Origin of the sequence: Acinetobacter sp. YH01009 (assembly GCF_013420765.1) — a bacterium.
Lineage (GTDB): Bacteria > Pseudomonadota > Gammaproteobacteria > Pseudomonadales > Moraxellaceae > Acinetobacter > Acinetobacter amyesii.
In genome coordinates, this window is the sequence record NZ_VOYE01000022.1 from 1 (window position 1) to 21,070 (window position 21,070).

Here is a 21,070-nt window from a genome sequence, read left to right on the forward strand (position 1 = left end):
TGAGGATCAGAAAGCTTGTTTGAATCGATGTATTTCATCCGCAGATTATGCACGAATGCTAAGAAATCCGGAGTGCAAATATTAACCAAAAAGAAGATCGTTTTTTGATTTATGAAAGAGATCTAATAAGATTGGCTAGCAATTGATTAATCCATGCTTTGGAGAAAATAAAAGATTTTGATTAGGCCCACCTCATATCCAAGTAAGTTACTTAATTTTTAGTGACTTATGGTGGTCTGCCTTAAGAATCTTTATGCAATAGAGCCATAAACGAGCAAAACTCTACAAAATATTAAAAAAAATATTTACTTATAATTTTTAAATTTTACTCTTCACTCAACAATGCAATATATTGAAAATAAATAAATTACAAAAATATAGATAAACCTAATATAATATTCATAAACTTCAGTTTCTTTTTTTATCTTTCCGATCAACAAATAACTCCCATTATAAATTAGATCAACAAAGATAATAAAAAAAACTACTGCACCAATAAAACTCCAGAAACCTATCCCAAAAAAGTAATACTTTATTAAAAAAATCAAAAATTCAATAATAAAAAAAATAGCTATAATTAGCCTTTTACAATCGTGATAAACTCTAATTACAAATTTATCCATTATTGTTCCTTTTTAAACTATCGATCCATCTCATTACGAACTGCATCATTATTTACTTCTTCAGTAGACATCAATTATTTAATACACATTGCGGCGGTAATGACCTGCTTTACGCAGTGTATGCAGTTGTTCAATGCCCAGTATCTCTTGCAAAGTGGCATCTACCGCTTTGGCCATATTCAAACTGCCGCAGATATAGAGACAAGCCCCTTGCTCTAGCCAATCAATCAATTCAGCTTTTTTTACAACTAGGACATCTTGCACATACTTTTCAGCAAATCCATCACGAGAAAATACCCGATCGATTTCTGCAATTTTACCTTGGTTTTGTAATTCATGCAGTTCATCAGCAAAAATTGCATCGAAAGCTTGTTGACGCTCACCATAAATTAACCAGTTTTGACAGTGCTCTTTTGCGACACGTTGCTTAAGATGTGAAAGCAAACCCGCCATTCCTGAGCCATTGCCAATCATAATTGCCGACTTAACGCCCTCTGCTAAGTGAAAATTTGGATTCGCACGAATATAGGCATGAATACATTGTCCAAGTTTTAAATCGTGCGTTAATAAGCCAGAATCTAAACCTAGTTCATCGCCATGCTGCTCTTGACGTACGACGAGCTCTAAATCTTTTTAATTAAATAGAGTTTGATAATTTCACGCTTATACTAAACGACTGAATAAAGACTATAATAAAAATTAAAAATTCATTCGCCATTTGCGAAATCTTCGAGCAATCATGTCCAAAAATCTTGCAACGCTGATTGGATTCAGTGCAATCTTACAATGGTCTTCTATTGTTGGTTTACTTAAGAAAATTAGTTTCAGTATTGGCCCTGATCTTGCTGTGCTCTTTATGTATACCTTGAGCGCAATTATTCTATTGCTCTTATTTAAAATTCCAAACCTTAAACTGGTTCCGCGCCAATTTTTGATATACGCCACCCTTTTATTTGTGATTTATGAGTTGTGTTTTTCGTATGCCATTGCTTTGGCTCAAACAGCTCAACAAGCGATTGAAATCAGTTTGGTCAATTATTTATGGCCGAGTCTGACAATTGCCGCGTTAATATTATTTAAAGAATTAAAATTTAACTTTTTCGTAATCATTGGTTTAGCCATTAGTTTGGGCGGCATTATTTTAATCCAAACTGGTAACGGAAGTTTTAACTGGTCTACAGTCTTTACCAACATTCAGTCCAATCCCTTTAGCTATTTTCTTGCTTTTATGGGCGCGAGTTTATGGTCACTCTATTGTGTGATTACACGTAAATACAGTCATGGGCATAACCCTATTTCATTCTTTTTCGTCGTGATCACCATTGTGCTATGGCTAAAAATGTTGATATTTCACGGTATCCCGCGAATGCCTGCCGTAGACTTACATACCGGTAAGTATATGTTAATCGTGTCCATCGTGACCGCATTGGGTTATGCAGCGTGGAATGTAGGTATTATAAAAGGCAATATTACGATATTGGTAACTTTATCGTATTTTAGTCCGATTTTTTCTTCGGTTATTTCAATGTTTATATTACAGACACCACTGAGTTTAAGTTTTTGGCATGGTGCCATTTTGGTGACATTAGGTTCGCTGGTATGTTGGATTTCAACCAGTTGGCCACAAATTAAAGCCAGATTAATGCAATTGCGCCATGAATAATAAGAAGCAGTCACTTGGCTCATTTATCTTAAACTGAATAGCAAAACCGCGATTAGGCACAGCATATGAAGTAACTGTGTTGGTGCAAAATATAGAAAATATTTCCAGCCACCTGTGAGAAATGCATTCACACATTTTGAAATCGCATGGGCTGATAATCCAATCACCACAGCATAAACCAATGTTAAATTGTCGATATTACCTTGCATCACCACGGTTGCCATAGCTGCATGGACTTCAAAGAGTGATGCTAATAATGTCCCTAAAATTAAGCCTTTATCACCTAAAGCGAGATTTAATCCATAAACAAGTGCTTGGATCAAAGTAAGCGTGATGGCAATGATTGCCGCCTGTTTTAAGCTAAACATTCGACTATCAGTATTTTCTAACGGCACTGTTTCATTCGCCTCTACACGAAGCATTTCAGGTTCTGACTCTTTATTATGCTGAACTTGAGATGAGCCATAAATCAGATATAACGCAGTAAGGACCAATATCAAGATGCCGACGATACTTGGTATAACTAATATTTTAAACCAAGCAAAACTCACCCCAAGGACAATGATCAAAAGTTGAACCAATGTCGCAACACATGAAAAAAGTCCTGCCCCTGCATTACTTTTGGCACTGGCTTTTCCTGCTCGCACTTCCATGCCTAAGCTTGCGATTGTTGCTGTGCTCGACACAAAACCTGATGCCAAGGCCGATAAGATAATCGCTTTATCAGAAGATAGAAGCCGCTTGGCGATGTGCGCTAATGACTGCACCACCAAGATCAATATCAGTAATTTTAAAATCACATAGGGATTTAATACAGAACCCCAATAGGCCTGATTCGGCGTTAAAGGTAAGGCAATTAGGATCAATGCCAGTAAAAATACACCATCTCTTAACTCATAGTCTTTGATCCAATGTGCTGCAAAATGATGTAAGCCTTTTTTTCCAACTAATATGAGGGTCAACACCACAGCCAAACACGCAGCCAATGGAATATTAAATACACAAGCAGCGCCGATTAAATAGGTCATAACAAAAGCTAGTTCTGTGGTTGTGCCAATATCTTGTTTTTGCTGGCTTAATCCATAATAGCTAAACACACTGACGACAATTGCACCGATTACACCAACAGCTAAATGGATTAAAAAACACAATGCTCCAAACAGCGCACAAATGGTAAATGAGCGTAAACCGGCAAAGCTCTGTTCACTGTCCAAATTGTTGTTACGTTGACGCTCCAAACCGATGAGCAATCCACAGCCTAAAGCCGAAGCTAAAATAGTTAACAACGCTGGGAAGGATAATGTTTGTATGAGTATTTCCAAATTTAAGCCCTCCCATCAATACATTGTTTATTTTGGCAATATAAATAAAAAATAATATAAAAATTTAACGCTAAAATTTGAAAAAAACATATAAATTGAACAACTTGAGAATTTTCAATCATGTTCAAAGTTTAGTCATACTTTAAATCATAAACAATTCCATGATAAATATCCTAGTGGACATCAAATATTTCTCATCTTTTAATTAAAAAAAATATTCGAAAATCTGACTTAAATTCGGACTTTTTTACCTTCATGTCTGTTTAAAGCACACATTAAGCCCAAATCACCATAATCGCCGCAATCACCACTAGGGCTAAACCCCAATGATCAGTTCTTGCGAGTTTTTCCTTAAAGAAATAGGCAGAGATTAAGAGGCTAAATAATATTTCGATTTGACCTAGGGTTTTGACAATCGCAACCGTTTGCATACTCATAGCAGTAAACCAGCCCAAGGATGCTAGAAAGCTACAGACACTAACGCGAAAGGTCAGACCTACTCTCTCCCACATGGCAATGAGCGTTTTACGGCTAAATAGACTGAGGTACAACAGCATAATCACACATTGAAAGCCAATTACACTCAACAACACCCACGCCGCACGATGCAAAGTCGGTAAATCACTTAGCTCTAAACTGGCTTCACGAACCAATAAAGAGGTAATTGCAAAACTTAATCCACTTCCTACACCGATGCATAAAGTTGGCAGAGATAATTTTTGTCGTTGAGAACCTTTGCTTAAAAGAAAAACGGCAACACTACCAACCAAAACACCAATCCAACCAAATAAACTTAAATGTTCACTTAAGAAAATCACTCCAACAATGGCCGCAAAGATCGCTTCACTTTTCGCTAAACCGACGCCGATGGCATAATTCTTTTGTTTAAAAAGCAACACCATTAAAATCGTCGCTAAAATTTGACTTAGCCCTGCAATCACCACATAAACCCAAAACATAGGTGTAAATGTGGTCACCTGAGTCACAGGCTGTTGCTGGTACAACACGAACAAATAAATACAGGCAAATGGGAGCCCAAAAATAAACCGTGCAAGGGTGACACCATACACATCAACAGTGGTACTGAGTTGCTTTTGAAATGCATTGCGCCATGACTGCATAAAAGCAGCCATTAAAGTGAATAAGATCCAAACTGGAAACATAAGAAAGGTGGTTTAACGGTGGATGCCTCATCAATTTACGCTTTTATTGAATTGAATGCGACCCAACACGGCTAGATTATTCATTGAACTTGGTTATAGATTCGTTGAAAAAAATTTATTTAAAAACCTGATATTAAGAACTTGGTATGTATCGAAAGGTAAGTTTTTATAAAAAAATGCAAAGGCATATCACCTTTGCATTTTGCACTTTACCAACATTTAGTTAGCGACTTACGTTAAGTTAGCTTTCAAGTAGTACAGCACCAAATTGCTCACGTAGATCTTTTTTCAGCATTTTACCTGTTCCACTCAAAGGAATAGCATCCACGAAAATCACTTTATCTGGCACCTGCCATTTAGCGACTTTATCTGCATAGTAATCCAAAATTTCTGTATCAGATAAATCGACATCTGGCTTTTTAATCGCAATCAATACAGGACGCTCATCCCATTTCGGATGGGTCGCTGCAATCACTGCCGCCATTGCAATTTTAGGATGTCCCATAGCTAAATTTTCTAACTCAACAGAAGAAATCCATTCGCCGCCCGATTTGATCAAATCTTTTGAACGGTCACTAATTTTTAAGAAACCATCTTCATTCAGCGTAGCAATATCCCCGGTATCAAACCAACCATCTGAGGTTAATGCGGACTCTGTTTTGCCAAAGTAATTGCCAATAATCCAATGCCCTTGGATTTGTAAATTACCTGTCGTTTCACCATCACGTGCAACTTCATATGTACCGCTTTCTTCATCGGTAATACGTAAATCGACCCCAAATGGTGGACGACCTTGTGACAAACGCACTTGTAATTGTTCTTCTTCAGATAATAACAAATGTTTGGCTTTAAACTGGTTTGAAGAACCTAATGGACTGGTTTCGGTCATGCCCCAAGCATGAATCGTTTCACAGTTAAATTGCTCTTTAAACACTTTCAACATCGCAGGTGGGCAAGCAGATCCACCAACCACATTACGCACTAAACTTTCGAGCTGACTACCTGCTTGTTGCGCAGCATTGATTAAACCCTGCCAAATCGTTGGAACACCCAATGCAACGGATACTTTATAGTCATCAATCATTTGCGTCAGGCTTGCTCCATCTAAACCTGGGCCTGGCAGCACTAAGGTGCAACCCACCATAGCCGCAGCATATGGCGTACCCCATGCATTGACATGGAACATCGGCACAACAGGCATCATAATATCTCGCGCTGAGATATTTAATGAATCTGGCATACAAATCGCATAACTGTGTAAGACTGTTGAACGATGACTATACAACACACCTTTAGGATTGCCTGTGGTACCCGAGGTATAACATAAAGAACTAGCCGATAATTCATCTAATTCTGGCCATGTATAGTCTGCAGATTGCCCCGCGATAAGTTCGTCATAAAATTTAACATCTGGCACAGCTTCGACAATCGCTGCATCTGGTGCATCTAAGCAAATAAAGTGCTCAACAGATTTTAATAAAGGTTTTACTGCTTTGATTAAAGGCAAAAAAGTTTTATCAAATAACATGACACGATCAGATGCATCATTGATGATAAAAATTAATTGTTCAGGAAATAAACGTGGATTAATGGTGTGACATACATAACCACTACCTGAAATAGCGTACCAAGACTCTAAGTGACGATGGTTATTCCAAGCGATGGTCGCAACACGATCCCCTAAATTTAAACCGAGTGATGCAAGAACATTGGCAAATCGTTTTGAATTTTTATGGACTTCACCCCAAGTGGTTTTCGTAATCGTCGAGTCTGTATTTTTTGAAATGACTAAACTATCCGCATGATAGCGACCCGCATGTTCAATCATGCTACTAATCAAAAGCGGTTTAAACATCATATTACCAAGCATTCTTTGCTCCCACATTCATCCATATTGAGTTGTTGTTTTTCCGCACTGTCCTGCAGATTTTTTAAAACTTTGCACCATGTCAAAAGTGATTATTCTTTATCGACAAGGTTAAAGCAGTAGATATGAAACGCATATCCAAAACTGATTCTTATGTTTTAACCTTAATTGATTTTAGAATCCACTGTTTTATTGCTCAAAATATGAATGCTTTAGTGGTATAAAATGCAAAAATTAAAGCTTTAGACCTATTCAAAATATAGTCTTATTTAGTTATAACATTGCTGCTTTAAAAATGTCGTTTTCAGTTATCAAATAATCGACTGAGTCAATTGGCATAAAAAAACCCAGTCTAGATACACTGGGTTCATTCATTGCATTAGCCGTTGCAGTTAAGTTGAAAAAGTTACAGTACTTCAAACTCAATACGACGGTTTTTCTTACGGCCTTCAGGCGTAGCATTGTCTGCTACAGGCTTATTTGAGCCCATCCCTTCAGTACTTAAGTTCGCCGCTGCAATATTTTTTGAAATCAGGTAGTTTTTAACTGCATTAGCACGTTCTTGGCTTAAACTTAAGTTTTTCTCAGGATTCCCCGAGCTGTCTGTGTGACCAATAATTCGTACTTTTTTCCCACCGACGCGATTCAGTGCGACAACCATTTCATCTAAGATCTGTACCCCAGATGGCGCTAAAATAGCACTTCCCGATTCAAATTCGATAATACGATTACGTAAAGCCGCATCAATAATAGCCTGTTCAGCCTGATTGACAGAAAGCTGTGCATTGAAACGAAAAGGTGCTGTGACCAAAGACTGAAACTTGGTGGTCGTTGGTTGGATATCATTTTGATTTGACATCTTGCCACTTAAATCGACTTGCGTTCCGCGTACAGAGAGTTTCCCCTGTTTTACTTTTTTTAAGTCATCATTAATCATTTGGCTTACGCTATTGCCCCAACCATTGGGTGCTGTAACCGCTCGAACCTGAATTTTATCAACCACATTTGCCTGACCATAGGTCAAATAGGCTTTATTTAATATTTCTTGCTTGGTTGCTTCATTCGGTACAGCACCTTCAATCACAATAGGCTCTGCCCAAAGCAAAGTCGAACAACCTAAAATGTACACACTCGCAAGAAATTTGGGCAACATTGGTAAGATTCTTTGCATCATTATTCTTCTATAAAAGTCTGTCTAAAAAGTTTAATGCCATGAATAAGGCTGATCTGGCGCTCACTCAAAGACTGTTCCAAAACGGCTAAGCCTGCATTTTGTTCAAGATAAGGATCAATCCAACTAGCATCAATCAAGGAAACCCAATGATCACTTTGCATGTTTTGGGTAAATACATCACTCAGCGCTGTAATATCAGCGCCTTGAAAACCAAACAGTAAAACTGGCGAATCACTGTGTAGGATGCCAATGAGTAATTCAGCATCTTGGTTTTCGACAAAGCGACTAATTAAATTGACCCAAAAAGCCGCAATTTCATAACAGTAACTAATATTATTGATCGGTAAGATCAACACTTTATTCAACCGAGACGTGCCCTGATGAATAATCGGTTGTAGCAGCAAACCGAGACCAATCATGCTTTGCGCCAACTGATAAGGCGTAAAATTCAATAAACGTGCAAATGAATGCAACGTATGATGCTCATAAAAAGAAGAGGTTTCTTCTGTCCCGAACACTTGAATTTCGTTATTCAGTTTGCCTAATTTATCGAGCAAAATATCGGGATCGCGAATAGAACGCATCACTCGGTTACGCTGATATAAGTCAATTAAGGTTTGTTTATAACGATAAGGTGCATACAAAATATTATCGAAAGGATCATCGATTTCTAGCAGATGAGCGAGCACCATTGGAAATTGACGCTTTGAACTGTCTTCACTGCTAATCAAATTGGCAACCAAAAAACGCTTATCTTTTGGACTGGCAATAAAGAAATCTAATGAAGGCAGTGAGTTATACGCTGCATTAAAATTGTCTGAACGCATAGCGAACTCAAGCGCCTCCGTGATCCACTGATCGATTAACTGAATCAGTGAATATTGTTCACGGCTCTTTAAGAAGTCACCACGAGCTGGACATTTCCCATAATACAGCGGTGTCGTTCTCACTTCATACATTGTCACACTCCTTGTTCTTTTGCACGAATGCCACCGCTCTCATTTTTAAATTCATCATCATGGTGTTGCTGTTCCTTGTACAACACTCATCGGTGAAGTCGCTGGCGCTACAGGCGCTTGTCCTGCAGGCATCGTTTGCGCTGCGACGACACGAACACCTTTATTCGTCACCACTTGATCAACAAGAGTCATACCTGAATAGCCTGAACCTGTAGTTGGGCCAGATGCGTTACCACTGATTAAACGGAAGTTCACTTTAACAAACACTTTTGGATTTTGTTTGCTACGCCACACCATTTCAAATGAATTACCATTTTGTGTACGCTGAGCGCCTTCAACCAATCGGTTAATACCATATTCACCCGGCTCATCAAAAATCGTATGCGTTTGACCTTCCAAGTCAATTGCAGTAATACGTGCACCCGGAATTGCCCCTTTATTTGGCCAAACGAAGTTCACCCATTGCTGAACACCGTTTTCATACACCATACGCTGACCATCAATATCAATGGTATATGAAAGCAACTGTGTATTTTCTAATGGGAAGAACTGGAAGTTCGATTGATTGGTTGCCGCAGGTGCTGCTTGACTCAATTCCCCTGTAGCAACGCCATTACTTGGCGCAACATAGCGTTGGAAATTCGCTACGAATTGTGGATTTAAACCAATGCCCAAATCTTTCCATGTTTTCGTGGTTAAGGTATAGCCACGACGAATCACTAATGGATCTAAATATTCTTTTACAAAGCGAGCGATACTTCCGTTTTCACCAAAAATTTGGCTAATTTCATTACTGGTCGCTTGTAAAGTGGCATTACTGTTAAATGGATATTTAGGTGCAAGATTGGTTGTAAAAGGTTGATACGCCTGCATTGCCCACAACTTATTAATTTCGTTTTGAGCTGGGATCAGTAATACTTCAAATGACTGGGTCACTGGCTGCATAAAGAGTTTTTGAATCAACTGCTGATCTAATTCATTCAGACCCACAGACATTTTTTCATCCACAAATTTTTGCGTGCTATTAAAGACAGAGCTTTGATCATTGATGGTTTGTTTCACCAATGTCATGCTTGCAGGCCCCATATCACCGCCACTCTTCAAGTCATTGAACTTACTGCGCACTTGACTCAAAGACAACATGTATTCATCTAAAATAGATTTGTTTTGCTGATCATCACGTTTACGAACCAGTTGATAGAACACATCAAACTCTTTTGCGATAACACCTTGACCGGCTTTAGAAGCAACTTGCTGTGCCTGCTGCGCATCATCACGGCTGAGAACTTTACGTTTAAACCACGCAATAAAGCCTTTCTGAGGTGCAGCCAGTTCTGCTTGAACAATTGGATTATCCCAGCTGGTTTCTTTCGCTATACGGTCGACCACTTTACGAATTGGCGAATTTTCAGGTTCACCTAAAATATCGATAAAACGTGACTGCTGAGCAACATCAGCACCCTTGCCATAATGTACTGCATTTAAGAATTTACGCCATTCAGCGATATATTCCTGCTTATAAAGTTCGGTTAACTGTTTACTGATCTGGTCTGGACTACCACTAAACGTCAGGTCATCAGAGCGATTGGTATTGAGTACCCAATCTTGAGTATCCGTCGGATTATTCGCAGCTTGGTTAATCGCATCTTTTACATAATCATTCCAAGCTTGGTAAGTAAAAATACCCGGCAAGGCATAACTACCCAACATGCTGTTTTGGCCTGTTTCACCTAATATTTGCTTCACTGTCACCGCAGGGAAACGTACCGAACCACGCATTTTAATTTCATTATAAACGCGGTCGCGTGCAGGAATACCCATGGTAACAGCCGTCAATAATTGACGTGTTTGATCAACCAATAAAGGATCAGATTCCATTTGCGGGAACGCAGGATCAGCAGCTAAAGTCATCGCATAAGATAAAACTTGTTCTGCTTTTTGAATCATTTCCCCACGTGGCATTTGACCACGATTTGAATCTAACCATGAACGCCAGAAACGAGTAACTTGGTCACTCAAATGGCTCGATTCCATATATTTATGATTGCTCATCATCAAATACGCCTTCAGTGCATTGTAGGCATCCTGAGGATTAGTATCCGATGGTTCTAAATAGGGCTGATTTGATTTCACAGCTTGAGTGATTTGCACATTGACGTGATTTTCTTTCAACGTCGCTTCATTGGCTTTAACGCGCTGTAAGTACTGCGCCATATTTTGCTGAGATGGTGCCAATACAATTTGTTGAATACCTCGTAAATACTCAACTTTGAGTTTTTCACGAATCTTATTCCCTTGGTATAAACCAAAGCTGTATTTTAATGGACGATCTTCATCAAAATGATCGAGTTGTTGTAAATGCCCTTGTAATATCAGTAATGCATCCAATTGAGTTGAAAGTTCACTTCCGCTACGGCTTTCCATTTGCACAACTTTATCTAGGTCTGCCTGAACTTCCGCCACGAGTTGTTGGTTATTACGATACGACCAAACCCACAACCCAAGCACCACAGCAACCAATAACAATGCAGCAATAAATGCCATAAAGCGCTGACGTTTACGTGCAGGATTAATATGTTGTTTAACCAGATTTTTATCTTTTAAAATGACGGTTGAAAATAGTCCTTTTAAGAAATAACCATGATCTTGCGAAACAGAATTCGTAGGAATGCCAAACTCACTATCCGTACTTTTCACCAAATGAAAATCTTCAGCGATTTGCTCGGTCATTGGACTTTCAATCACACCTTCTTGCAACGCACTGGTGAAATAGAACCCACGGAATACTGGTTTAAACTGATAAGGGTTGTCTTGAAACAACGTACCAATAAACGTTTTTAACACTGGCTTTAAACTTTTAAACTCAAGTGGAAATGTCATTACACTTGGAGAAATATTTTGCGAATGACGACGACTCAAGTGCGTAGTACTGACGCTCTTCAAACCATCATATAAAATTGAATAATGCTTTTCGAACATCTCAACAGCATGTTCGGATGAGTCTGGATCATAAGGTAGCGTTGCACCCCAAACTTGATCAAATTCATCCTTATCATAACAATCAAAAAATTCTGTAAAGCCAGCAATCAAATCCATTTTTGAAAAAACGATATACACTGGCGCAAAAATTTCTAAACGTTCCGTCAAATCCTGTATACGTGCGCGTAAGTTTTTGGCTAATTTGATTGATTTTTCAGGACTTTGACTAACAAGCTCCGCCACAGAAACAATCACGATTAAACCGTTAATTGGTGCTTTAGAACGGTTTTTCTTTAGAATATTTAAAAAGCCTAACCATTCTGAATGGTCTTCGGCATAAACTGAATATCGACCTGCGGTATCGAGTAACACACCATCTGTAGAGAAAAACCAATCGCAGTTACGAGTACCACTTAGACCTGCCGACACCATTTTCTGATGAGTTTCTTCAAATGGAAATCTAAGACCAGAATTATAAATCGCTGAACTTTTACCCGCTGCTGGGTTACCAATCACCATGTACCAAGGTAATTCATATAGGGCTGCATTCCCCTTTTTGTCGCCGAGTTTTGATTTACGGATAAGTTGAATCGAGTCTTTCATTTGCTGATTGATCAGCGCAAGTTCTTCTTTATTTTTTTGTTTACCGTATTCAGCTTCATTATCCTTGGCAATCGCCTCAGCAAGTTCTTCGCCTTGCTGTTTATGACGATAATGCTGTACTAATTCATATATACCCCACAGAATTAATCCGAGAATATAAACAGCAACCACAATGTAAAAAGTCTTTTGCGGAATCGAATTATGCATAGCCACAATGGCCACAAAAAATGACAAAGCCACCATCGCTTTAGGATTGGTGACGTACTGCCAAACATAACCGAGGATCGTATAAAATAGTGTGTTCACAATGTTCTCAATTTCGTCTTAATTCTAATTAAACAGTTTCTTGTTCAAGTTCATCTTCTACTGAAAATGCTTGAATAAAAGCAAATGTCGATTCTTGGTCTGTGCTATAAATCATGGCAGTTAACTCTTCTGGCAAGTGCATACCCAACATGAATCCAAAAATTTTTGCCAATTGCTGGGTATTTCCAAGATTCTGTTTTGTATATAAAAAATGATAGGTTTCAATCGCGGTTTCATTAAATTTATACTGTAATTTTTTCACCACTTTCATATCCGTTGCATCATCTAACATCAATAAAAAGGGTTGTTCTTGATCATACTGATCTAAATTATTCAGTGCTTTAAGCTCTAAATGACGTTTCAACTCAGGCTCATGTGCCACCACTTGTAGCACTTTATTTGGAGTTAAACCTCGAACTTGAACGTCTGAAGCAGCCAAACACCAACTCGATGCAAACTCTGCAGCAATGTATTTTTCTTGTAACCACATCTTTTCATCAATCCATTCTTGGTCGATTTCAGAGTCAGCATTCAGAATCAAACTGACTTCAAACTTTTGTTTTGAAATCATCTCTAAAATGCTTAACCATTCTGAATAAGCGACTTGAGTGCCGATAAAATGTGGCTCGATATGAATTTGTTCGGGAATGATCGAAAATCCGTCAGAAAGATACTGCTGAATAATCTGGGCATAATCATCATTCCATTGATGAATCAAATTATCAGCAAGCAAAATATGGACATTTAAACGATTTAAACGTGAAACTTGCTGTGCATTGTTCGCCAAATGTTCTGGATGTTCATCTTGCGTATAATCTGGATCCACCCAACCCGGATGCATACGGTACTGATATGCCAATTCACTATCATAAAAGAGTGCTGATTGCTTCAGATGCTCAGCAATTAAAAATAGACTTTCAACGTGTTGCTCTAGTTGTTGCTGAATAAGTGACTGGATTCGTTTTTCACGCATGGTGATGGCACTATATTCATCATCTGCTTCTTCACTAGTAAGTTCATCTAAATCTTTAATTCGAAATGAAAGAACAGGCAAACCGTATGCATTGAATAATTTATCATCGAGTTCAGGACTTTTGAATTGTTGAATATCTTGGATAATTTGTTCGTTTTCACCAAAACTATGCCAAGCCGCTGAAGAATAAACATTTAAACGAAATTGCTGTACATCGACAGGCTTTGGTTTTGCTTGTTCAATGGCCTCAAGTTGTTGTTGCTCAGCTTGTTCTTCTGCACGTTTTTCAGCTTCAAGTTTTTTTTCTTTTTGATGTTGAATGCCCTTGTAAAGCAAATAAGGCGACAAAATAATTGCACATAAAGCGACAGGAAGAAGTAGAAAATAGGTGACCAGATCAAAAGCTGTCGGGTCATAGCCTGTATCTCGCCAGTAAAAAATCACGAAAGCAGTACACAAAATAAAAAGCGTACTAAAAGTTCCAATTATTAATTTCAGCATTATTATAAATTCCCCATTAAGGCATAACAGGTTTCTGTATTATCGACCTGTTTATTCGGCTGTAAAAATGCTCCCTGAGCTAAACCAATTCCGCTCAAAGAATTTAAACACACCGGTTTTATTTCTTCTTTTTGTAAAATTAAGCGCACATCCACCATTAATGTTGGACTGCACCAAGTTTGAATCATTTGTTTTAATTTTAGGCTGCGTGCCTGATTCGGTAAAAATGTTAAATAATCTTCATGATTTAAAGGTCCAATCACGATTTCAATTTTTTCGTCAATCTGTTGAATCTTCTCACCACAAAAAGTATTCAGCCCCAATAAGCTCGGCTGAGATCCACCTAAACATATTCTCTGATCTTCTTCAAATACAAAAGTTTCAGGGATAAATTCTCGAATATCAAATTTCTGCTTAAAGATACAATTCAGCATGGTTTTTAATGCATAAGCTGTATTGTTTTGCCCCTGCATTAAACCTGAGAATTCAGCAAAATAATCATCTAAATCTGGCTGATCATGCTGGCTACTGATATAACCATTTAATGCATGTAAAATATCAAGATAGTGATTATCCTGCTCGATTTCATAACGAATAGGTAAATGATAATTTAAACTGGCATCAACATAATGTGCTGTTAATTTATGATTAAACAGCCCTAAAAACTTTTGTGTTTCGTGTCGCTGATGTCGCCCGCTGAGCTTAATCTTATTGGTATAGCTATAAGGTAATGCACCTTGAATACCCGTTAAACCCACCATTAAATTTGTCAGTTCAACTTTCTCATCGTTGAACTCTAAACTTTCAATTTCAGTGTTCGGGAAGTTCAAATTAAGTGAACTATTAAACTCAAAGTCATTGGCCCAATGGACTTGAGCTGCTCCATAAGGTGCATGTCTTAACAAACGAGTAGCTTGAACAAACTCGTAGGCTTTCGGTTCTTGGAAAAGTCCGTCAATTACAGAGCTTTCTTGCCACCAACGTTCTGCACGCATTGGTATAACTCCTGTTGACTATTTGCATCAAAAACCGAGACATCGACAAAGCTGTTCATATTGACTTTTAAATTAAAGATATGTGCCAGTAATTGACTAAATATATACAGGCTATGTCCTCTAAATATATCCGCATCGATATCGAGCTGTACTTTTAAACCTCTGACAAATAAGGGAAACGGTTTACTATCCACAAGTTTCTGCGTGGTAGAAAACTGAATATTTTTTATGGAGTCGATAATAATTTGGTTTTCTTTCGATTTAGGTAAATTATACAATTCCAAAAGTTCTTTAATATGAGAGACCGCATCGCCTTTCATTAAAGACATATTATTCAAAGATAAATGTGAAATGACCCGCCACTGTTCTTGTTTATTTTGCTCAAAATAATACGGTAACGACGGTCGTTTGAGCATCAGAGCACGACGTGCCAAATTACTATCATTCAGAGTTAATGCATTTTGATCTTTATTATAACTTTCGTAAGGTAACTCACGATTACTACATAGTAGTTCAGTACTAATAAAATCGGACTGAGTGCTATGTGGGTCTAAAGCACGAGATATGATTGAATAGTTTAATTCCTGATGTTTATTCTTCATCTGCTGCGGATTTAAACTATAAAAAAACTGGACTTTATCCTGATGATAATGACTCATTGCAAAAAAAGGCAGTACCGGATAATACACTTCATCTTGGTTACTTTTTTCACGCACCATATTCATTTTTAAAATGCTATAGGCTTGAAAATATTCAGGATGGTGTGCATCTGTCACCAATGGATATTCCATTCGCTTATGATTAATCTTTTGCGGCTCTGCTTGTTTATTGAAAAGATTAACAATTGGTGTAGCAAACAATTTAAAATTTGCAGCATTTAATTCAGAATAATTTCGAATCGCTGCTTGATCATTTAAATTGAGTTTAAAGTGCATTTGAACATCAAATTCACTATGTTCTAAACTTAAAAACTTAATGAAATCTAAATTTAGATTTAACAAATTGAATTTTTCAGGAACACAAAAATATTCCATCAGTAAACGATATGCATGATGCGTATGTTGATCGATAGGTAGAACACTTTGAACTTCTTCAAAGCCCATAATTTCAAATGGATTGGCAATATCAAAAATGTGCTGCCCTACACGAATCGAAAAACTTGTAGTGGATTTAAAAATACTATCCAAAACCTGCAAAGGAAAATTAGAAATAGCGTCTAAAAAGATCGGCAAAGTTTCATTTTTGAGTAAAGCGTGCTTATTCGAAAAAATTTCAAATCCTAAGCTCAATGTGGCATTTTGATTTAAATGCATATGTGCCGATGGATGAGTTTTGAAATTGAGCTGTTTTAATTGAATCGGTAATAATGTGACTTCTTGTACCGTCTGATATTCACATTGAACACCGCGCGTACTTTTGGCTTTTAGACTGGTCGCCTTTGGAATAACGTGTCGATCTGTTAATTGCTTAATTTTATTTATATCTTCGAAGCTCACCACAGAACATGCAGGAAATGGTTTTAAATATTGAGGAAACATCACCTCAAAAATTGAACGGGTAAAAACGTCATAACTATCTGCAAGTTTTTTATCAATCCGTGCAGAAATTAGAGAAAATGCTTGAATTAAACGCTCAATATGCGGGTCATCTATTTGTTCTTGGTTTAAAGACAAACGCTGGGCGATTTTGGGGTATTTACTGGCAAACTCACGGGACTGTTGTCCAAATTCCTGTAGTTGTTTTTCGTAATACGGTAACAGCTCTTCAATCACAGATAACCCACTTCATTAAGCTCTTGGAGAAATAACATATTGTTGTGTTGTTGGTTTTAATAAGGCATCAAAAATAACTGGTTCGTATAAAGGATGAATATTTAAATATGCCTGAATACTTAAACATAGTGCCCCCATATTATGACCATCCATGAGCATTTCGACTCGAATCTGTTTTAAACGCGGTTCATGTGCAGCAATCGATTGCTCAATTGACTGGCAAATTTTGTCGCGATCCGATGGATTTGCTGTCGATAAGCCCACAAAATCGATAATGCCAAATTGCAAAATAGATTTTTTTGCTAATGGAAAGTCATCAATCAGTTCATCTAACTTTGCCACCCGACTATTGAGGAGATCCTCTAAATCCGAAGCAACAGATTCACGAAGTTCTTGCAAAGACAGACCTTGAGTCTGCTGAGCATCTGCTGGTAATAAGCGGTCAAATAATGTCGTTCTAAAACCATAAGGATAAAGCTGATCGAGATTCATATCTTCTTATAAATATTTAAAAAAATGAAAATAGAGGCTACCCAAGTAAGCCTCTATCTGAATCCATCTATTACGCTGCGTATGAAGCAGTGTTGTTAGATAATGACCACTTCTTAGTAACAGCACCTTTCGCAGTACCGTTAATATCTTGTTGGTTATATGTCCACTCTACTGCAGCATATTTCAAACCAAATGATTCGTGTGGAACACCTTCATCATTTACAGTTGGTGTCACGCTAGAAACCAACACATGTTTCAGTTTGATTTGAAGATATTTAATGCGTTTGTCGCCATTCGCACGGTAAAAATCAATTTGAACTTCATCAAATGTATAACCTGCTGAACATGCTTCCCAAAGTTTAGGGCTTGTCGCATCTAAATCTTTAACAAAAACCATGTCAGAATGTTCTACACGTTCTGCGGTGTGACCACCCACACTTGAAGAAGTCGCAGATTTAGGTTGACGGATGTTATGCGTCCAAGAGTTAACTTCTAACCAACTCTTGTGCTCTGCATCACGAGATTCGCCGTCTACTTTGTACTTACCACGAAATTGAATGTATATATCTTTCATTGTTCTGAATACCTATTTATTTAAAGTTATTATAGTGTTGACCCAAATTAATTTGAGGACTGAGGTAACTCGGTCACAAGTCGTAATGAAACAGACAACTCATCCAACTGGAAATGTGGTCTTAAGAAAACCACAGATTTGTAGTGACCAGGCAAAGCTGGATTTTCTACAACTTTTACAGAAGCTTCACGCAATGGATACTGAGCTTTAGCTTCTTGAGATGCACCATCATCGAGTAATACATATTGCGATAACCATTCATTTAAGAAGGTCTCAACATTACCAGCTGATGCAAAACTACCCACTTTGTCACGCATCATTGCTTTTAAATAATGTGCAATACGTGAAACTGCCATGATGTATTGGATCTGGCTAGACAATGCAGAGTTTGCATTTGCCGAATCGCTGTCATATTTTTTAGGTTTTTGCGTCGATTGCGCACCGAAAAATGCTGCATAATCCGTATTTTTGCAGTGTACCAACGGAATAAAACCAAGGTCACTCAGTTCTTTTTCACGACGGTCAGTAATGGCAATTTCAGTTGGGCATTTAAAGACCACTTCGCCATCATTGGTTTTGAACGTATGGACAGGCAAGCCTTCAACTAAACCACCACCTTCTACACCACGAATCGCAGCACACCAACCATGCATATCAAATGCATTGGTTAAACGCGTACCAAAGGCATAAGCCGCGTTCATCCATAAATATTCATTATGATTTTCACCTGAAACTTCTTCAACGAAGTTAAATCCTTCAGTGGCAATGCCTTCTTTTGGATCATATGGCAAACGACCCAATACACGTGGCATTGTCAACGCAACATAACGTGCATCGTCACTTTCACGGAATGAACGCCATTGTACATATTCTGCTGTTTCAAAGATTTTAGATACATCACGCGGACGATCAATATCAGTAAAAGACTCTAATCCCAACATATTCGGACTAGCAGCCGAAATAAACGGTGCATGTGCAGCCGCAGCGACATGTGAAATTTGCTCAAGCAAATACATATCAGATGGAGTACGGTCAAACTCAAAGTCACCAATCAATGTTGCATAAGGCGCACCACCGAATGATCCATATTCTTCTTCATAGATTTTTTTGAACAACGTGCTTTGGTCAAAATCGGTCGCACCTTGGAAATCTTTAATCAATTCTTTTTTCGTCGTATTTAACATACGAATTTTTGTTAAAGAATTTGAAGGTGTTTCTTGGCAGAAATAATACAAACCACGCCATGTCGATTCAATTTTTTGAAATTCAGCATGGTGCATGATTTTACTTAACTGAGATGAAATCAACGCATCAATTTCAGCAATACGCTTATCAATTGATAAAGTCATATTGTCTGAAACGGTGATGGTACCTGCCATCACTTCTTTAGCAAGTTCACCAATCAAACTTTTTGCACGATCATGTTCTTGATCTGTACGCGCGATACGACTTTGTTCGACAATTGAATCTAAAAGTGAATATTCTTCGGTTGCTTCAACGTTTGCAGCAGTTGCAGTATTATAATTACTCATTTTCTGCCTCCACGCTCAACTTACGAATTTGATCAGTGTTATGTAACACTTCATCCAATAAATCTTCTAAGCGTTCATTATTTGAAATTTTATTACGCAAGTCAGACAGACGCTCGCGCGCAGCAACTAACTTTTGTAGTGGATCAACCTGTTGTACAACTTGCTCAGGAGTAAAATCGGCCATGCTCTTAAATGTAAGATCTACCGACATTTTTCCACCGTCTTCAGTCAAGGTATTTTCAACTTGAAAATTAGCACGTGGCACTAAAGACTCCATGACTTCATCAATATTATCTAAATCAACATTAATGAATTTCTTGTCTTTTAATTTGGTTTTCTCTACTTCAGATGCCGCTGAGAAATCACCTAACACCCCTACAACGAATGGTAATTCTTTAATTTCTTTACCGTCGCCAACTTCAACATCGTAAGTCAATTGAACACGAGGAGGACGAATTCGTTGAAGTTTTTTCTGTACACTTTCACGTTTTGCCATGAGTGCTTTTCCTTGTTATTTATTTTTTAATGTATCGAAAGGTGAACCACTGGCAGCAGGTTTTTTCGCTGTAGTCTGCGTTTTTGCTGTCGTGGTAGTTTTCTTTTTGCTTGCTGCTGTAGTCGTTTGTTTAGACTTGGTAGACGCTGTATTGGTTCGTTTTTTAGCTGGTGTTGTCTGTTTAGATTTCACATTGCTCGAAGATTCTGTACTTTTTTCACGAACATCTGCTGCAGCAGACGTAGATTTATCAATCGTCGGCTGAATATAACGAATATTATCCGACAACACTTTGGCAGGAGAATAGGTCTGTTCATCTAGAGTACGATTTTCATTACTCCGCATATGATTCAGCGCATTATAAGAAATAGCGATACCTGCTAAAAAAGTGACATCAGTAAGTTCAGGCGACTGATAGTTCTTTTCTCGCAGCAGATTGACCGCTTGCAATGCTTTTAAATTGTAACCATTAGCTTGATATTTTTTGGCAATATCTACAAAAATTTCATTTTTTAAGTTCTCATTTTTCTTATTTTTTTTGTCACATAACTGATTATAAAAACCAATAATCTCTGGATCTGTATCACCTACTGCCAGTGGATAATCCTTTAAACAGGATTTTTTCACAGATGCCACTTTATCTTTTGCAAAAACGGTTTGTGTTAAACTGGCTGCTAAAATTATAGGTAATAAAACACTAAATTTATTCAAAATTGCCTCTGTATTTCTACGTGCTAAAACTTAATTTATGTGGAGAAATCACCGCTTATTTTCCCGTGGGTTTTCTCTTCATTTATCAAAATTAAAAATATGCTGCAGATTTAACAAAAAATAAGCACATAGAGTCAATACAAAAATGTGCCAAATACTCCAAAGTTTGTCGACTATTTGTTTTTTTTTGTTTCATTTTATAAAAAAATCTTTTTCCTTTTTTTATTTAGTCTGTATTATATCGCCTAAAGCAAGACACTAATAATATATAAGGTGTTGATTTTAAAGTTTTTATTTTTATAGCAAGAAAAAAGAGATCACAGTCAAACTTGTAAAATTTCGTACTGTGGATTCTAAATTTGATG

At 37.6% G+C, this 21,070-nt stretch carries 16 protein-coding genes; 1 reads left to right on the plus strand and 15 read right to left on the minus strand.

Annotated features, from left to right (window positions below; translation table 11 throughout):
- Positions 1-701 precede the first annotated feature (701 nt).
- A complete protein-coding gene (locus FTT76_RS16045) occupies positions 702-1,097 on the minus strand; it encodes a hypothetical protein (RefSeq protein ID WP_180008126.1) in 396 nt (131 codons plus the stop codon).
- Between the two features lie 265 nt (positions 1,098-1,362).
- On the opposite strand from FTT76_RS16045, the gene yddG reads away from it, so the two are divergent.
- Positions 1,363-2,286, plus strand: a complete 924-nt coding sequence (gene yddG / locus FTT76_RS16050) for an aromatic amino acid DMT transporter YddG (RefSeq protein ID WP_180008125.1) — start codon at positions 1,363-1,365, stop codon at positions 2,284-2,286.
- A 23-nt stretch (positions 2,287-2,309) separates the two neighbouring features.
- On the opposite strand, the gene FTT76_RS16055 is transcribed toward yddG, so the two are convergent.
- The 14 genes from FTT76_RS16055 to FTT76_RS16120 form a co-directional block, all read right to left on the minus strand.
- On the minus strand, positions 2,310-3,608 hold the full coding sequence (locus FTT76_RS16055; RefSeq protein WP_180008124.1) for an MgtC/SapB family protein: 1,299 nt from the start codon (positions 3,606-3,608) through the stop codon (positions 2,310-2,312).
- Between the two features lie 275 nt (positions 3,609-3,883).
- Positions 3,884-4,771 carry a DMT family transporter gene (locus FTT76_RS16060; protein ID WP_180008123.1) on the minus strand — a complete coding sequence of 296 codons (888 nt, stop codon included), beginning with the start codon at positions 4,769-4,771 and terminating at the stop codon, positions 3,884-3,886.
- A 241-nt stretch (positions 4,772-5,012) separates the two neighbouring features.
- Complete coding sequence (locus FTT76_RS16065) at positions 5,013-6,641, minus strand: long-chain-fatty-acid--CoA ligase (RefSeq protein WP_180008122.1); 1,629 nt, start codon at positions 6,639-6,641, stop codon at positions 5,013-5,015.
- A 403-nt stretch (positions 6,642-7,044) separates the two neighbouring features.
- The gene (locus tag FTT76_RS16070) at positions 7,045-7,791 is read right to left on the minus strand and encodes an OmpA family protein (protein WP_306669436.1); all 747 of its coding nucleotides are present in this window, start codon (positions 7,789-7,791) and stop codon (positions 7,045-7,047) included.
- A gap of 20 nt (positions 7,792-7,811) precedes the next feature.
- Positions 7,812-8,771, minus strand: a complete 960-nt coding sequence (gene tagF, locus FTT76_RS16075) for a type VI secretion system-associated protein TagF (RefSeq protein WP_078190765.1) — start codon at positions 8,769-8,771, stop codon at positions 7,812-7,814.
- A gap of 57 nt (positions 8,772-8,828) precedes the next feature.
- On the minus strand, positions 8,829-12,659 hold the full coding sequence (gene tssM / locus FTT76_RS16080) for a type VI secretion system membrane subunit TssM (protein WP_180008120.1): 3,831 nt from the start codon (positions 12,657-12,659) through the stop codon (positions 8,829-8,831).
- 28 nt (positions 12,660-12,687) lie between these two features.
- Positions 12,688-14,133 carry a hypothetical protein gene (locus FTT76_RS16085; protein ID WP_180008119.1) on the minus strand — a complete coding sequence of 482 codons (1,446 nt, stop codon included), beginning with the start codon at positions 14,131-14,133 and terminating at the stop codon, positions 12,688-12,690.
- Between the two features lie 2 nt (positions 14,134-14,135).
- On the minus strand, positions 14,136-15,128 hold the full coding sequence (gene tssG, locus FTT76_RS16090; protein WP_180008118.1) for a type VI secretion system baseplate subunit TssG: 993 nt from the start codon (positions 15,126-15,128) through the stop codon (positions 14,136-14,138).
- Positions 15,092-16,900, minus strand: coding sequence for a type VI secretion system baseplate subunit TssF (tssF, locus tag FTT76_RS16095; RefSeq protein ID WP_180008117.1), 1,809 nt, complete (start codon positions 16,898-16,900; stop codon positions 15,092-15,094). Before tssF ends, tssG begins: the two co-directional genes overlap by 37 nt.
- 15 nt (positions 16,901-16,915) lie before the next feature.
- Positions 16,916-17,392, minus strand: a complete 477-nt coding sequence (tssE, locus tag FTT76_RS16100) for a type VI secretion system baseplate subunit TssE (RefSeq protein ID WP_078190770.1) — start codon at positions 17,390-17,392, stop codon at positions 16,916-16,918.
- A gap of 70 nt (positions 17,393-17,462) precedes the next feature.
- The gene (locus FTT76_RS16105) at positions 17,463-17,966 is read right to left on the minus strand and encodes a type VI secretion system tube protein Hcp (protein WP_078190771.1); all 504 of its coding nucleotides are present in this window, start codon (positions 17,964-17,966) and stop codon (positions 17,463-17,465) included.
- A gap of 47 nt (positions 17,967-18,013) precedes the next feature.
- The gene (gene tssC / locus FTT76_RS16110) at positions 18,014-19,498 is read right to left on the minus strand and encodes a type VI secretion system contractile sheath large subunit (protein ID WP_180008116.1); all 1,485 of its coding nucleotides are present in this window, start codon (positions 19,496-19,498) and stop codon (positions 18,014-18,016) included.
- Positions 19,491-19,994, minus strand: coding sequence for a type VI secretion system contractile sheath small subunit (tssB, locus tag FTT76_RS16115; RefSeq protein WP_180190631.1), 504 nt, complete (start codon positions 19,992-19,994; stop codon positions 19,491-19,493). Before tssB ends, tssC begins: the two co-directional genes overlap by 8 nt.
- Positions 19,995-20,009: 15 nt before the next feature.
- Positions 20,010-20,705 (minus strand): hypothetical protein, encoded by a 696-nt coding sequence (locus FTT76_RS16120; protein ID WP_180008115.1) that lies wholly within the window; start codon positions 20,703-20,705, stop codon positions 20,010-20,012.
- Positions 20,706-21,070 lie beyond the last annotated feature (365 nt).

Excerpts from the sequence above, each read along its gene's own strand:
- FTT76_RS16045 (WP_180008126.1), bottom strand. The coding sequence starts at position 1,097 with ATGATTGGCAATGGCTCAGGAATGGCGGGTTTGCTTTCACATCTTAAG.
- yddG (WP_180008125.1), top strand. The coding sequence starts at position 1,363 with ATGTCCAAAAATCTTGCAACGCTGATTGGATTCAGTGCAATCTTACAA.
- FTT76_RS16060 (WP_180008123.1), bottom strand. The coding sequence starts at position 4,771 with ATGTTTCCAGTTTGGATCTTATTCACTTTAATGGCTGCTTTTATGCAG.
- FTT76_RS16065 (WP_180008122.1), bottom strand. The coding sequence starts at position 6,641 with ATGCTTGGTAATATGATGTTTAAACCGCTTTTGATTAGTAGCATGATT.
- FTT76_RS16070 (WP_306669436.1), bottom strand. The coding sequence starts at position 7,791 with ATGTTGCCCAAATTTCTTGCGAGTGTGTACATTTTAGGTTGTTCGACT.
- tagF (WP_078190765.1), bottom strand. The coding sequence starts at position 8,771 with ATGTATGAAGTGAGAACGACACCGCTGTATTATGGGAAATGTCCAGCT.
- FTT76_RS16085 (WP_180008119.1), bottom strand. The coding sequence starts at position 14,133 with ATGCTGAAATTAATAATTGGAACTTTTAGTACGCTTTTTATTTTGTGT.
- tssG (WP_180008118.1), bottom strand. The coding sequence starts at position 15,128 with ATGCGTGCAGAACGTTGGTGGCAAGAAAGCTCTGTAATTGACGGACTT.
- tssE (WP_078190770.1), bottom strand. The coding sequence starts at position 17,392 with ATGAATCTCGATCAGCTTTATCCTTATGGTTTTAGAACGACATTATTT.
- FTT76_RS16105 (WP_078190771.1), bottom strand. The coding sequence starts at position 17,966 with ATGAAAGATATATACATTCAATTTCGTGGTAAGTACAAAGTAGACGGC.
- tssC (WP_180008116.1), bottom strand. The coding sequence starts at position 19,498 with ATGAGTAATTATAATACTGCAACTGCTGCAAACGTTGAAGCAACCGAA.
- tssB (WP_180190631.1), bottom strand. The coding sequence starts at position 19,994 with ATGGCAAAACGTGAAAGTGTACAGAAAAAACTTCAACGAATTCGTCCT.